The organism is Kocuria sp. U4B, from assembly GCF_054875615.1.
Map to the genome: position 1 here is coordinate 1,010,340 of NZ_CM142180.1, position 13,869 is coordinate 1,024,208.

At 64.8% G+C, this 13,869-nt stretch carries 17 protein-coding genes; 9 read left to right on the top strand and 8 right to left on the bottom strand.

Features of this window, described 5'->3' with window-relative positions:
• Nucleotides 1-248 precede the first annotated feature (248 nt).
• The 6 genes from arfB to ACYSMR_RS04745 all read left to right on the top strand — a co-directional run bounded on the left by arfB (nt 249) and on the right by ACYSMR_RS04745 (nt 4,072).
• Nucleotides 249-689, top strand: a complete 441-nt coding sequence (arfB, locus tag ACYSMR_RS04720; RefSeq protein WP_461747519.1) for an alternative ribosome rescue aminoacyl-tRNA hydrolase ArfB — start codon at nt 249-251, stop codon at nt 687-689.
• 221 nt (nt 690-910) lie between these two features.
• Entirely contained in the window at nt 911-1,246 is a 336-nt protein-coding gene (locus tag ACYSMR_RS04725) for a hypothetical protein (protein WP_461747520.1), read from the top strand.
• 133 nt (nt 1,247-1,379) lie between these two features.
• Nucleotides 1,380-2,156: a hypothetical protein gene (locus ACYSMR_RS04730; RefSeq protein WP_461747521.1), complete on the top strand. Its 777-nt coding sequence runs from the start codon at nt 1,380-1,382 to the stop codon at nt 2,154-2,156.
• A 226-nt stretch (nt 2,157-2,382) separates the two neighbouring features.
• Nucleotides 2,383-3,084 carry a zinc ribbon domain-containing protein gene (locus tag ACYSMR_RS04735; protein WP_461747522.1) on the top strand — a complete coding sequence of 234 codons (702 nt, stop codon included), beginning with the start codon at nt 2,383-2,385 and terminating at the stop codon, nt 3,082-3,084.
• Nucleotides 3,085-3,267: 183 nt separating this feature from the next.
• On the top strand, nt 3,268-3,435 hold the full coding sequence (locus tag ACYSMR_RS04740) for a helix-turn-helix domain-containing protein (RefSeq protein WP_461747523.1): 168 nt from the start codon (nt 3,268-3,270) through the stop codon (nt 3,433-3,435).
• A gap of 367 nt (nt 3,436-3,802) precedes the next feature.
• On the top strand, nt 3,803-4,072 hold the full coding sequence (locus ACYSMR_RS04745) for a hypothetical protein (RefSeq protein ID WP_461747524.1): 270 nt from the start codon (nt 3,803-3,805) through the stop codon (nt 4,070-4,072).
• Between the two features lie 620 nt (nt 4,073-4,692).
• On the opposite strand, the gene ACYSMR_RS04750 is transcribed toward ACYSMR_RS04745, so the two are convergent.
• The 7 genes from ACYSMR_RS04750 to ACYSMR_RS04780 form a co-directional block, all read right to left on the bottom strand.
• Nucleotides 4,693-5,073 (bottom strand): terminase, encoded by a 381-nt coding sequence (locus tag ACYSMR_RS04750; protein WP_461747525.1) that lies wholly within the window; start codon nt 5,071-5,073, stop codon nt 4,693-4,695.
• Nucleotides 5,074-5,787: 714 nt separating this feature from the next.
• Nucleotides 5,788-6,780: a hypothetical protein gene (locus tag ACYSMR_RS04755; protein WP_461747526.1), complete on the bottom strand. Its 993-nt coding sequence runs from the start codon at nt 6,778-6,780 to the stop codon at nt 5,788-5,790.
• A 77-nt stretch (nt 6,781-6,857) separates the two neighbouring features.
• Nucleotides 6,858-7,130, bottom strand: a complete 273-nt coding sequence (locus ACYSMR_RS04760) for a hypothetical protein (RefSeq protein ID WP_461747527.1) — start codon at nt 7,128-7,130, stop codon at nt 6,858-6,860.
• 1,130 nt (nt 7,131-8,260) lie between these two features.
• On the bottom strand, nt 8,261-9,556 hold the full coding sequence (locus ACYSMR_RS04765; RefSeq protein WP_461747528.1) for a DUF3987 domain-containing protein: 1,296 nt from the start codon (nt 9,554-9,556) through the stop codon (nt 8,261-8,263).
• Entirely contained in the window at nt 9,549-10,373 is an 825-nt protein-coding gene (locus ACYSMR_RS04770; RefSeq protein WP_461747529.1) for a bifunctional DNA primase/polymerase, read from the bottom strand. The genes ACYSMR_RS04765 and ACYSMR_RS04770 overlap by 8 nt, the downstream gene beginning before the upstream one ends.
• A complete protein-coding gene (locus ACYSMR_RS04775) occupies nt 10,370-10,498 on the bottom strand; it encodes a hypothetical protein (protein WP_461747530.1) in 129 nt (42 codons plus the stop codon). Before ACYSMR_RS04775 ends, ACYSMR_RS04770 begins: the two co-directional genes overlap by 4 nt.
• Before the next feature lie 191 nt (nt 10,499-10,689).
• Nucleotides 10,690-10,869: a helix-turn-helix domain-containing protein gene (locus tag ACYSMR_RS04780; RefSeq protein WP_461747531.1), complete on the bottom strand. Its 180-nt coding sequence runs from the start codon at nt 10,867-10,869 to the stop codon at nt 10,690-10,692.
• A gap of 104 nt (nt 10,870-10,973) precedes the next feature.
• On the opposite strand from ACYSMR_RS04780, the gene ACYSMR_RS04785 reads away from it, so the two are divergent.
• Genes ACYSMR_RS04785 through ACYSMR_RS04795 form a run of 3 tightly spaced genes read left to right on the top strand, consistent with a single transcriptional unit; the run spans nt 10,974 to nt 12,688 of the window.
• Nucleotides 10,974-11,561 carry a helix-turn-helix domain-containing protein gene (locus ACYSMR_RS04785; RefSeq protein ID WP_461747532.1) on the top strand — a complete coding sequence of 196 codons (588 nt, stop codon included), beginning with the start codon at nt 10,974-10,976 and terminating at the stop codon, nt 11,559-11,561.
• Complete coding sequence (locus tag ACYSMR_RS04790; RefSeq protein ID WP_461747533.1) at nt 11,561-12,133, top strand: hypothetical protein; 573 nt, start codon at nt 11,561-11,563, stop codon at nt 12,131-12,133. Before ACYSMR_RS04785 ends, ACYSMR_RS04790 begins: the two co-directional genes overlap by 1 nt.
• Before the next feature lie 54 nt (nt 12,134-12,187).
• Complete coding sequence (locus tag ACYSMR_RS04795) at nt 12,188-12,688, top strand: tyrosine-type recombinase/integrase (RefSeq protein WP_461747534.1); 501 nt, start codon at nt 12,188-12,190, stop codon at nt 12,686-12,688.
• On the opposite strand, the gene ychF is transcribed toward ACYSMR_RS04795, so the two are convergent.
• Complete coding sequence (ychF, locus tag ACYSMR_RS04800; RefSeq protein ID WP_251334498.1) at nt 12,685-13,770, bottom strand: redox-regulated ATPase YchF; 1,086 nt, start codon at nt 13,768-13,770, stop codon at nt 12,685-12,687. The two genes, ACYSMR_RS04795 and ychF, sit on opposite strands and share 4 nt — an antisense overlap.
• Nucleotides 13,771-13,869 lie beyond the last annotated feature (99 nt).

The window sequence follows — 13,869 nt, forward strand, 5'->3', positions numbered from 1 at the left end:
GGTGGCCGGGAGGAGCCCCGGCGAGCGGCACGGTGAAACCGGGACCCATGATGCCCCACATCACGGTGCGCCACAGCGACGACTTCCGCCAGATGTCGCGGAGCTCGTTCGTCGCTGCCCGCCGGCAGTCGCCCGTCTCCACGGGTTCCAGCTGGTCGGGCGCGCGGAGGACGGGGCGGAGCGCTCGGCTCCATGACCTCCGACCGGGTCCGGCGGCGCCCTCGCCGCGGTTGCGGCACAATCATCGTGTGGACGATCTGCAGGTGCCGCCGGGGCCCGGCGTGCCCCGCGGCCTGAGGGTGCCGGCGGGAGAGCTGGTCGAGCTGTTCTCCCACGCCTCGGGCCCCGGTGGCCAGGGCGTCAACACCGCCGACTCCAGGGTGCAGCTCGCCCTCGACCTGGGCACGACGACCGCGCTGAGCGACGCCCAGCGCGAGCTCGTCCTCGACCGGCTCTCCGGGAGGCTGTCGGGCACGGTGCTCACCGTCAGCGCCGCGGAGCACCGTTCGCAGCGACGCAACCGGACTGCGGCGAGACAGCGGCTGGCCGCCCTGCTGCGCGACGCACTGGTCCCGGCTCCCGTCCGCCGACCGACCCGGCCCACGACCGGCTCGCGGCGCCGGCGGATCGAGGAAAAACGTCGGCGCTCCGAGACCAAGCAGAACCGCCGGCGACCTCAGCCCGAATGACCCGCGCACCAGCGCGATCGCCCGGCCCGCTCAGACGTTGAAGCGGAATGTCCATAGCCTATTTGTGTGCACTAGCACATGGTAGTTCACCGCAGGATTCCGCGGTTTCTGTGTGTGTTGGCGATAGGCAGATTCGGTCCGCATTCGGGCTTTTTGCGGACTCTCTGCGGACTGCACGCGCCTCCCCCACCCATCTCCGACCCCCCCCTAAGGAGAACACCATGAGCACCACCGCCACCGCCCCCATGACCGCCCGCAAGACCACCCGGAAGACCAGCGATTGCCCCGCCTACTGTGACCCCAACCTCTGCACTGATGCCGGCGAAGGCGACATCATCCACTACTCCAAAATGCACCAGTACGAAGGCAAGCTCTACGACATGACCGTGCAGTGGTCGCGAGCCTCCTTCGAGCGGCGCGGACGGGTGCTGCTGAACATCCAGACCCAACAGGACCTCACCACAAAGGAACTCCGCGTCCTCATCAAGGACCTGGAGGACTTGGCCGGAAAAATGGACGCATTAAAGTGCATTAAAGTACTGACCCACCTAAACTGACGAGGCCCCGGCACCTTCACCCACTCATGAAGCTGCCGGGGCTTCTCGGTGCCCGGACATCCATGACTATGAACTTCGGCAACACGTTCCCCCAAGCGGTCTGATCGCAGACCCGCCGCCCTACGATGCCCCTATGCATCCCCCCACTGTCCTGGCGCTGGGCAGTTGCCGCGTCATCCGGCCGCTGCGGACCCTCCACGCGTCCGGACGCATCCAGCTCCTCAACCACGACAAGCATCTCCAGTGGTTCACACACACCGCCGCCGCGGCCCGCCAGTCCGCCGAGATCCTGACCGGCCTTACGACCATTCCCCCCGCCTACCGCGAGGTCGTCTTCGAAACCCATCTGGAGCTACCCGAGAACCTGGCACACCCCGGGCCGATGAACCTGGACCTGGTCATCGTGGAAGTCGGCACCTGGAAGCAGCAGCGCCTCAAGGGGCTGGAGCTTAACGGGCACAAGGTCTACGGCATCGCCGAGCGGGACGGATACGCCGGCCGCCACGTGATGCACGGCCGCACCGGGGACCTCCCCGAGGACCACCTCCTCAAGCACGTGACGTACTCAAGGGCAGAACATGACGAAATTGCTCGGGACCTGCTGCGTATCCGCGAAATCCTCAAGACCCCGGTGATGGCGGTCAACCCCACTTACTCCGAGGGATCGGACGGCACGCAGATCCCTGAACGAGCGAAGCTCACCGAGCAACTACGGGCCATCGAGGCCGAGCACGGCATCCCTTTCTACGACACGAAGGATGTCATCCTTACCCACGGCATCGACGTCGCCCTGAAGGACCCCAACCACTACCGCACCGACTTCGAACCCGTCGTCGGCGAGCACATGCACCAAATGATCCAACAGGTCACCACGAACCGAACCGGGGAACCCGCTTTTGGCCTCGTCTGACGACAGTGTCTAGACAGTCATTGCTAGGGCACTGCGGTCCGCCGCCCAGGGCACTATCCCGCCTGGAAGGGACATCAATGATGCTGGGCAGATAGGGAGCACACCATTTCACATTATGAATCCCCATGCACTAGGGCAGAGGGCCACCCATGGGCTAGAACTCCCCGCTTGAGTTGACTGTTTACTAATGTTTACACGACAACATCCCCCAGCGAGAGAAACCGCGATGTCTCAGTTCCCCCCGAACGGATCCTTCCCTCAGGGTCCTCAGTACAACCAGCAGCCCGGCCCCTACCCGGGGCACCCTGAACAGTTCCAGCCCAACTACGGTCAGCAACCCGTAAAGAAGAAGGGCAAGAAGCGCTGGCTGAAATGGACTGGCATGGGAGTTGGCGCCTTCTTGCTGTTGAGCATGGGAGCGGCCATGGGCGGCGCTTCGGACCCCACGACAAGCACCGAATACGTGGCTCTCGCCTCTGAGAAAGAGGAGGTGGAGGCTAACTACAGCTCCCTCCAGGGCGAGTACGAAACCATGTCTTCCGGGCTTGAGGAGAAGGAGGCAGCCCTCAAGGAGCGCGAGGAAGCCGTCAAGGAGGCCGAGGGCGCGCTGAAGGAGCGTGAGGGCAAGGTTAAGGAGGCTGAAGGCGCCGTGAAGGAGCGCGAAGAGGCGGTCTCAGGCGCCGAGAAGACGAAGGCCGAAAACACCATCCTCGAGGGAACCTGGACCGTCGGTACGGACATCGCCCCGGGCACCTACCGCACCACCGATACCGTCGGCTCCCGTTGCTACTGGGCGATCCTGACCAGCGGCACCAACGGGGACGACATCATCTCCAACGACATCCCAGGCGGCGGACGGCCCACTGTCACCATCGCAGAGGGACAGGACTTTGAGACCTCAAACTGTGGAACCTGGGAACTGCAGTAACCTGACGCAGCGCAGTACACATCTTGAATAGCAAAGCACCCCCGGCAATGTCTGTCGGGGGTGCTTTGCTACTCTCAGCAGAGATCGTCGAATAACCTCGAAATGGTGCCTGTTTTATCCGTCAATTCCATTTGACACGGCTCGTACTATTTCGACACGGAAAAGCCCGAACCGTATCTGACCGTGCCGGAAGTTGCCGGAATCCTGCGCTGCTCCGAGCACGATGTCCGCCGACTCCGCCGCCTCAGCCCTGAATACGGAGGGCTACGCGCAGTCAAGAACGGGAAACGTTGGCTTATCCCACCCAAGGCACTCAAAGAGTGGGAGAACCGCAACACCTACCAGCCATGACGCTGAGCGCAACTGCCATGCTCGAGCGGAGCGCCAAGCCTAGATGAGTGCCCACCCGGCACGGCCCGCCTGATCCTCGAGAAGGGCCACCGTCACGGGCGACGGCGCAACGACGCAGCCGCTGTACGCAACCTCCCGTTATATTTTCGATCGCACGACAGGAATGCAGGGTCACTTCACGAATATGATCCCTCGTCAGCCCATGTTTTTGCTTTCGACCATGTGACACATGGTCACGACCAGATCACGTCCCCCTGGTTAGGACTACTGCACCCTCCGGCCCCTGCCTACCGTAATGGAGCGGGTCATCGGCATGTATCCACCGGATCATCGGCCCACTCAAATCAAACTTCCAGGGGGAACCACCATGTCCAAGAGCATCCGACTAATCCTGGCCACCGGCATCGCTGCCGCGTCCTTGGCCGTGCCCACAGCCGCGTTCGCCGACCCTGATGACAACTGGGGCCAAGAAGTGAAGGAGTGCAACGCGACCAACTGCTATCCCGGCGGCACGGAGCGAGGCCCCTACGTCAGCGGTGAAGCCAAGGACAGCGACAGGTACGGCAACGGCTACAGCGGGGAAATCCACGAAAAGGCCAACCCGGGCAAAGCCAACCCGCGCCCGCACCGCGGCTAAAGTCCCCACCGCACAAGCAATGCCCCCACTGTTGCCGAGTGGGGGCATTGCTTGTGGCACTGCTTGTTAGCGTGGATAGCCGCCTGGACAGGCTCACCGGTGCGCGCCCCTCCACATCCATGGAGGCTAGGACGCCAGCTGCCACCGTGATCCTTTGACCAACATGGATCACCGTACCGGCCCGAATAGTTCAGCCATGACGCCACTCCCGAACGACGCGATACGAGTTGGCGACCACAGCGACCCAAGCACCGAACTCATCCCGCTGATGCAGGCTGGTCTTCGCCCACTGACTCACAGCCGCCCGCCACTCTTGAATACTTCCCCATCGCTCTGAGTCGAATTCCACGCACCATCGAGGCACCGCTGGGCCCTGTTCCGCCGCGCTGCGTTGCCGGCGCGCCATCAGTGCCCCCTCGACCGTAGAGCGTTACTGCAGACGTCCATCCAGGCGCCCAGGTCCTCAGCCGCGGACAGATGAACGTCAGCCCAGTCCCAAACAGCGCGCTGCCACGCCCCATACCCCTCATTGGTGTCACCCCACCGGGCCGGGTCGAACTCCACCACCCACCGCGGCACAGCTGGCTCCAGATCCTCCTCAGCGACCACACGGCAGGCCATCACGCAGCGTCCTCATCGTCGACGACACGAAAGCTGCGCGGCCCCGTGGGCTCCTCCTGCGACTTTCCGCGGCGCGAACCGCGGCTAGTGCCTTCCACGAGCGGGATGCCCAGTGACCGCACCAGCCGGTCAAGCGTCTGTCGCTGCATCCGAGCCTCACGAAGCAGCGGGTTCACCACCCGCCCTTGCGGGCTCATCTCGGTGAGCGGTTGCTCCGCACCCTCCACCTCGAGCCGTTCCAGCAAGTCCATGATTCGGCACGCTTGCACGAGCACGGCCTCTTCAGCCGGGGACAGCTCGTAGTCATCCAGCACCCGCCGCCAGAACTTCTGGCCGGCAACCCCTAGATTCCTCGGTGCCCGCCTTCTCTTATCACTCATCTCAAACTCCTCAATAAATCCTGCATCAATACGTTTCCCTGCCCTTAATGGGGCCTTGAACCCAGTTCCCCCGATCCGTTTTCCGATCCGATATCCGTTACAGCACCCGGAAATGTCGGATCGCTCAGCGCCGATCTAACGGCCCGGAATCCGCGGAACCAAACGGGTTATCACCAAGGGCCCCAAAGGCCCCCAGGAACCCTCCCAGCCCCTCCCAGGCGCCAATAGAGGCAAAATCTCACCAAAGTGCACGGAGGGATTGGCACTAGCGCCCCGGGGATGTCCACGGGGACGGGACGGGGGACCCCCGGGTGGGTTCCTGTCACCAGGACGTGGTGCGCCTGATGGGCGCGGGTCGTTTGGCTTCTTCGCGAGCGAGCTGGGCGCGGTAGGAGTCGGCGTCCTTGGCTCCCCTGCTTTGGTTGCAGCGGCGGCAGGCGGGTTCGAGCGGTCCGAGGACGTGCCCGCCTGCAGCTATTGCGGTAACGTGGTCTGCCTCCACGCTGTTGGGCAGTCCTGGTGTCGCGTAGTTCAGCACTCCGTCGCAGAGCCAGCATGTGCGGCCTTCTCGTTGCCGCTTGCGCACGAGGGAGGCGCGGCGTTCCCGGAATGCCCGATGTTGTCGACTGACGGTCATGTGTTCTCCTCCGGACGGGGCCGGGCCCGCACTCGGTGTGGAGTACGGGCCCGGCTGATCTTGCTCGGTGGTGTGGGTCAGCCGAACAGTGCGCCGCGGCGTCGGGAGCGGTCGAGTGCCTGGGCCTCGTTGGCGTGGTGCTCTGCCTTCTCTGCCTCCCCGAGAAGGTCGTGGTACTCCGCCAGGGCGGTGTGCCGGGCGATGGTCTCGGTGGGACGCTGCGGGTCCAGGGGGGCGGTGATGACCTCCGCCAGAGTCCACAGCCGCAGGGCGGTGTCCGGGTCGTGGACGGTCAGCGGGCCGTCCTGGACGAGGTGGAGCACCCATGCCCTCGGGTTGGCTCCCTCGGGCTGTGCGTCCCCGCCGCTGATGCGCGGGGCGAAGTTGCCGGCGCTGGTGCGGGCGCGGGCCCAGTCGATGAGCGGTGCCAGGGGCGCGGGGGTGCGCACGGCGAATGCTGCGGCGTCGGCGATGTGGGCGCGACGGTCCAGGAAGACCGGGTGTTGCTCGAGCGGGTCCGGGGTGAACGCGGCTGCGGCGAGGGTCCGCATCTCGTGCGGCTGGAGGGTGGATCGGACCGCGGCGCTGTAGACGGTCACGAGGGACTCCCACCGGGCCACGAGGTCCTTGGCGGCCTTGTAGTCGTCGACCCTGTCTGCGGCGATGGCGGCGTCTGCGGTGCCCGGGATGGGGTGGGGCATGTCGGTGAGCTGCTCCCCGACGGTCTCCACGCGGTGGCGGATCTCCGCGACGACGTCGAGCAGGTGTGCCGTGGTGAGGTCGGCGACGTTCTGCTTCGCTGACTGCGCGGCCTTGAACACTAGCTTGTGGACCTCCCCGGTGTTCTCCTGCCGGCGGCGCTGTTCGATGATTTCGTGGGCGGCGTCGAGCACGCTGCGGCCCTCCTGGGCGGCGGTGAGGAGTCGGGAGACGTTCTGCCCGGGGGCTTCGCCCGGGTGGGCGGTGAGGACGTCCCGGGCCTGCTGGTCGAGGGTGGCGGCGAGGTCGCGTGCCTCGGTGTATCCGGGGATCGCGGTGCTGTAGATGTCGGCGGTGAGGTTCTGGTTCATGGCGTACCTTCCAGTGGTTTTACGGGCGGTGCTGGGGCGGGTCGAGCTGGTGCGTCGTGCAGTGCTGCGCCGGGTGCTCATCGGTCGGCGAGTTCCGCGAACCGGTCGTTGGTGCTGACGTCCCGGCGCACATTGCAGGACTTGTTGTGCACCTCGAGGGCGTCGGCGATCTCGAACGCCAGGCGCTTAGCTGCTTCGGTCGTGATGACCTCGGAAACGCGGCGCCCGGTGAACACGGCGACGGCGTCGAGCACGTCGCCTTCCGGGGTGCGGATGCGCGCCGGGGACGCGGTGATGGTGGCAGACACTTCAAGGTTCTTCGCGGCGTGCTCGGGCTTGGTGATGAACATCAGTTCTCTTTCTCGTACTGCTCGGCGATATCAACGAGCTTGTCTGCCACGGCGTACAGATCTTCGGCGGGGATGAAGACATATCCGCCGTTCTTGCGGTTCTGGACTTTCACACCCATCTGTTCGTCGGGCTTGCCCTGATTCCAGGTGTAGGGGCGTGCGTGCGTTGCTATTGGGTTCCTTATCCGAGGATTTGCGCGGCAATGGTGATTACCCGGGCGATGAGTTCCCCAACGGGGAAGATGACGATCATGGGGCTGCTCCTGTCGTTGGTGCCCGTTTTCGGGCATGGGGGAAGCCCCACCCGTGGTGCTCGATGGGGCTTCCGGTGTTGTTTGGGGGTCCCGTGTAGGGCTACGCGGCCCAGCCGTAGGCGCGGTTCGCGTACTGCGCGGTGGACGCCCTGGCCGCTGCCTTGAGGGCATCCGCGAAGTCGTCCACATGATCCAGCGGGAGCCATCGGCCGGCGTTGCCCGGGGATGTGAAGCGGATGCCGGGACGGTGAGGGCCTGAGCTGCTGGGCTCGAACGTCCAGCCGGCGGCGAGGTGGCCGGACCAATGGCGTCGGTATGTGTAGCGGTCCATTAGTTCTCCCTAGTTGCTAGTGCTCTGAGCCGACCCCGGTAGTAGTCGGCTTCGCGGCGCCGGCCTCGGCTTTCGGCTTGTTCGATGGCACGGACTGCGCGGACAAAGTCAGGGGTTCCGGTCATCGACTAACCCCTCCGTTGAGACGGGCTTGTGCGAGCTGGATGGCCAGTCGGTGCTTGAGCTCCTGGAGCCGGTGGTTGCGACGTTGGAGCTGTGCGGCGCCTTCCATCCAGTCGTCCTTGGTCTTGCAGATGCTGGCAAGGTCGGGAACTTCTCCCAGGTCCTCACAGATGCACGGGTTGGTCACTGTTGTTACTCCCAAATGGTGCGAAACTGGCGAAAGTGCGAAACAAGCGGCAATTGCCCTAGTCGTGCCCGGTTTATTCTTTCGCATGAGGATGCGAAACTGGCGCGAAACTGAGGCCCGCGCCCCTGTGGACGGGGTTGTTTCGCGGGACTTTCGCAAGTGCCCGCGAAACAAAAAACCCCGCCCCACTGGGTAAAATGGGCGCTCTTTCGCACTTTCGCTTGTTTCGCAGGAATCAGGCGACACTGAACCGGAATCCCCGGCCCGCCCTCTCCTGCGTGATGCGTCCGCCCTCGAGCAGCTCTTGCAGTAGGGCGTCCAGCTCTTTGGCTTTGATGTGGCCCTTGAAGTGCTGCTTGGTGATCTCGGACTTCAGCCGTCCTGCGGGTGCGTCCGCGATGAATCGCAACAGGCCCTCGGCTTTCTGGTCTCCCCCGTTGGCTGTGGAGAAGATCCACCGGGCAGAAGCAGTCGAGTACTCCTCCACGGCGAGAGCAGCGCGGAGGTGCGGTACGTCGATCACCTTTGCTCGGTCCATGAGCGCGTAAATCAGGGCCAGTCGCTTGACCTGTGGCGCCCGTCGTCCGGTGGCTTTCGTGACGACGTTGTCCATCCGGTCAGCGGTGAGGTGGTAGTACACCCGAGCCCATAGGGCCGATGCCTCATCGGTGAGCCTGACTGTTCCGAAACTGCGGGTCTCCTCCACTGCCCGCCGCAACTCCCGGCCCAGTTCCTCCACGACATCCCGAGGTGCGTTGCCGCCGTCCGGGAGCCGCTTGGACCTGCGCGAGAGGAAGAACAGAAAGCGATTGAGCGTGCCCCCGTCAACGTCGTTGGATCGGACCACGGACTTCAGTTCCTCCGGGGACACGTGGCCAACGACCACGATGTGCGGGGACGTCGCCCGGATCGGAGTTTTCGTCATCACGGACAGGTCGTCTCCGTCCCACGCCTGGCGGAGGACCGGCCCCAGGGTGTTGCCTTCTCGGGAGAGCCGGCGGAACACAGCCGCCAGCTCGGTCTCCTTCACCAGAGCCCGTTTGTCGTCCACACCGGGCTGGAAGCCGCGGGAGTCGTTGGGGTCCCCGATGTCGTCGCGGACCGACTCAATCAACCCCTCCCCCGACGACAGGCCAGATACGTGCTTCACGGGATTCGGCATCCCGCGCCGCATCTCGTGGAACGGGGCCATCGCTGTGGACCACGACGTGCCCTTCGCCCCGGCGGAGGTGGTGCCGACAACCACGGGCCACATGCGGGCATGGTGCGGGTCGTTGGCGATCAGCAAGTGCGGGGAGGACCCATCCGCGCCCATATGCGCCGCGAAGATCGCAAGCACCTGGGCGAGCAGAGCCGGCGCCGCAGCCTCGGTCGTTGGCAACAGAGCCCGCACGATCCTTCCCGGGAGTCCCTGAAGGGCGTCGGGGTGCAGCTCGGGCCACTCCCGAGTGACCTTAACCGGGGTCTCGTCGGCGTAGTCGAGCACGAATTCGTTGATGGCTTCCTCGAGGTCGATGTCGTGGTCAAGCATTGGCCCCCCTGAATGCGGAGCGAATGGTCTGCCGCGCTTCCTGCTCACTGAGCCCAATGCGCTGGGCGGCGTCGGCGAGGATGCGCTGGGCCGCGTCGAGGTTGACGTCTTCCTTCTCCATTGCCCGACGAGCTGCCCAGTAGAGACGGGCGTTGCGCTCTCCGGGCTGGGCGGTGAGCACCACGCGCAGCAGGCCGGCGAGGTCGTCGCGGAGGTCGCGGCCCTGGTAGGCGATAGCGGCACGCTGGGCGGGTTCCCGCGGCGTCAGGACGTCCACCAACCACCCCGGGAGCACCTGGAGGTCATCGGGGGCACAGATCAGCTCGTACGGTCGAGGCCCGTGGTCGGTGTCGATCACGGTGCCGGGGCCAACGACGTAGCCGCCTGCTGCGCGGACGTCGACCTGCCAGCCGATTTTCCCGGCGCTGTTGCGCACTTCCCGGTCCGGGGTTGCGAAGTAGCAGTGGAGGCCACCGGAGGGCGTCTGCACGGTCATGGTGTGCAGGAAGCTGCTGTCCGTTTCGTGTTCGGCCCAGACTGCGGCGAGGACGTCGAGACCGTCGTTGATGCCGGGTTGCTGCCACTTCGCCGGCGGCTCCCCACCGTGGGCGTCGAGGTCGAGGACCACGAGGTTCGAGGGGCCACAGGCGATGCCGATGCCAGCACCTGCGGGCCATGCTGCAATGAGGTCGGGGTCGGTTGTAGCTTTGGCTTCCCAGTCCTTCACTGCGGGTCGCTTGCCGCCGGGAATCGTGGGGAAGATGTGGAAGCCGCGGGCGATCAAGGCTAGGCGGGCTTCCAGTGCTGCCGCGTTCACAGGCCCATCACCGCCACGAGGATGTGCGGGAGAATGAACCCGGCTGCCACGATGAGTGGAACTGCCCAGGTGCTGCTGAAGTTGTTGACGTCGCCTTGTGGTGCTGTATGGTTGTTTGTAGACATAACTGGTCCTTTGTGATTAGACAATGGCCCTGGTGCGCTTCCTGGCAGATGCGAGCAACAGGGCCTTTGTTATGGCATGAAGAATGAGCACCCGAGGGTGCTAGGCCGGGATACTGGCTCCCGGTGGACCGTCTATTCAGTTCTGAAACATCCCCCGGTGTCGTTTCCTCCCCGGGCACGCCACTTGCCGTCTAGGCCGTGGCTGCGAACTGCGCCTCGATGTAGGCCCGAACGTCGGACTCCCTGAACATCCGCCGGCCCATGATGCGAGCCGAGCGAGGGGCGGTCCCTGCGTGGATCTGGTAGCGGAGCGCGCCCGGGGTCTTCCGCAGGATCTCGGCGACCTCGTCGACCGTGAGTAGCTTGTCCATGTAATACACCTCCATCCATCTCCCGTGTAGATAGCCGTTCTACATGTACGATGATTGCAGAGGTTTATAGCTGGCGTCAACTCTCACGAAGGAGTTTTTTCTACATGAGCGACGAACCCGATCTGACTAGGGTCAATGAAAACTTCGGCGGCAACGTCCGGGCACGCCGCGAGGCGCTCGGGTGGTCCCAATCCGAACTTGCACGCCGCATGAATGACGCGGGATGGCCCAAGTACTCGCAGATCACTGTGGCGCGGACGGAGGACAGCACTCGTGGCACCCGCCTAGACGAAGCCCTTGCCCTGACGTACGTGCTCGGCACGGACATGCCGTCGATGCTGGAGCCGTCTGGCCACGCCGCGGCGGTTGGGAAGCTCCGGGCCGCGCTACAGGATGCCCGCGCAGCCGGGGATGCTGTGGGCAATGCCGTGTATAACTACGACTTCCAGCAGTCCGTACTGAGTCGGGAATTGGAAGAAGTCCAGGAGTACGCACAAGCAAACAGGGACAAGCTCGGACGTCGAGAGGCCCGCGCCCTGGAGAAGCTCATTGAGGACGCCGGCACTCAACTACGCCGCCCCTACCCCCAGGCAGTGAATGACTTTCTGGATGAAATTCACGGCGCGCAAGAGTCGGAAGACGCGGGCGACTATTACGCCCACATGCAGGCGGAGATCGAGCGCGGCAAGTAATGGCTTCCATCAAGAAACGCCCCAACGGCTCCTGGAGGGCGCGCTATCGGGATCACGAGGGCAAGGAGCACGCCCGGCGCTTTCCCCGCAAAATCGACGCTCAGCATTGGCTTGACGAGGTCACCACTTCGGTCCGCACGGGCCGCTACGTTGACCCAGGACATGGGCGCACCACGCTAGAGGATTACTTCGAGGGGTACGCAGCAAGGCAGCTCTGGGAAGTCGGCACCGAACGCGCCATGCGGCTGGCTATTCGAGACTGCACATTCTCGAGCACACCTTTCGCCAAGCTCACCAGGGGGCATGTCGAAGCATGGGTCCGGGACATGTCCGAACGTCTAGCTCCTGGGACAGTGCGCACCCGTTTCAACAACGTCCATACCGTCGTCCGTGGTGCCGTTGAAGACAAGCGGTTGCCCGAAGACTTCATGAAGGGCGTCAGATTGCCCTCCAGAGGCACCAAAGAGTCCAGGCTGAGAATCCCCTCCCCCGAGCAGGTTGGAGGGCTCCTAGCGGCGTCTGAGGACCACTGCCGGCCCTTCTGGGCACTGGCTGCCTTCGCTGGGCTGTGACTCGGCGAAGCCGCTGGCCTGAAGGCCGAGGACGTCGATTTCGAGGCCCGGACGGTGGGAATTGACAGGCAGGTCCAGAGGGCGCCCGGCGGCGTGGAGATCCGCAGTCCCAAATACGGTTCTCACCGCACTGTGTACGCCCCCGATGGCCTCATGGAGCTACTGGCTCAGCACGTCGAGCATGGTGTCTACGGCGATGGCTGGCTGTTCATGGGCATAGGTGGAAACCCGCCTCACCAGAACACCGTGGGGCACTGGTGGCGCAAGACGGTCAAGGCTGCGGACATCCCGGGGTTCGTTCTGCACGACATGAGGCACTTCTACGCTTCAGGACTGATTGCAGCAGGGTGCGACGTGGTCACGGTGCAGAGGTCCCTCGGTCACTCGAAGCCCACGGTCACCCTGAACACGTACGCCCATCTCTGGCCGACCGCGGAGGACCGGACAAGGGCCGCAGCCCAGGGGCTTATGGAAGCCGCAGGCGGGATTTCTGCGGACCCCTGCGGACTCAGAGCAGCGACACCCCGTCTGAGTAGGGGCAATAACGAGGACTAAACATTGAAGCGGAACTCCACCACGTCGCCGTCGCGCATGACGTAGTCCTTGCCCTCGATGCGGACCTTGCCCGCGGCCTTGGCCTCGGCCATGGAGCCGGCGGCGTCGAGGTCCTCGAAGGAGACGATCTCAGCCTTGATGAACCCGCGCTCGAAGTCGGTGTGGATCACGCCGGCCGCCTGCGGGGCGGTCGCGCCCACGGGGATGGTCCAGGCGCGGGACTCCTTGGGCCCGGCGGTGAGGTACGTCTGCAGCCCGAGGGTGGAGAAGCCCACGCGGGCGAGCTTGTCGAGGCCGGCCTCGTCCTGCCCGGACATCTCCAGCATCTCCCGGGCCTCCTCCTCGTCGAGCTCCACGAGCTCGGACTCGAGCTTGGCGTCCAGGAACACGGCGTCGGCGGGGGCCACGAGATCGCGCAGCTGCTGCTGCTTCTCCTCGTCGGCGAGCACCCCGTCGTCGGCGTTGAAGACGTAGATGAAGGGCTTGGCGGTGAGCAGGCTCAGGTCGCGCAGCTGGTCGACGTCGAGCTTCTCCTTCTGCGCCACCGCGAAGACGGTGTCGCCGCGCTCGAGGACCGCCTGCGCCTGCTGCATCGCGGCGAGCTTGGCGGGATCGGCCTTCTTGATCTTGACCTGCTTCTCCAGGCGCGGGATCGCGTTCTCGAGGGTCTGCAGGTCGGCGAGGATCAGCTCGGTGTTGATGGTCTCCATGTCGGAGGCGGGGTCGATCTTGCCGTCGACGTGGATCACGTCGGGGTCGTCGAACGCGCGCACCACCTGGGCGATCGCCTGCGCCTCGCGGATGTTCGCCAGGAACTGATTGCCCAGCCCCTCGCCCTCGGAGGCGCCCTTGACGATGCCGGCGATGTCCACGAAGGAGACGGTGGCCGGCAGGATGCGCTCGGAACCGTGGATCTCCGCGAGCCGCTCCAGGCGCGGGTCCGGCAGGTTGACCACGCCGATGTTCGGCTCGATGGTCGCGAACGGGTAGTTCGCCGCCAGGACGGTGTTGCGGGTCAGCGCGTTGAAGAGGGTGGACTTGCCGACGTTGGGCAGTCCGACGATTCCGATAGTAAGAGCCACGGGAGACCATTCTACCCGCCGGCGCCCACGCCCCCCGTCCGCCCGGGCACCCGTGACAGATGTCATGGGAGGACCGTGACATCCGGTGCTTCTGCCCCT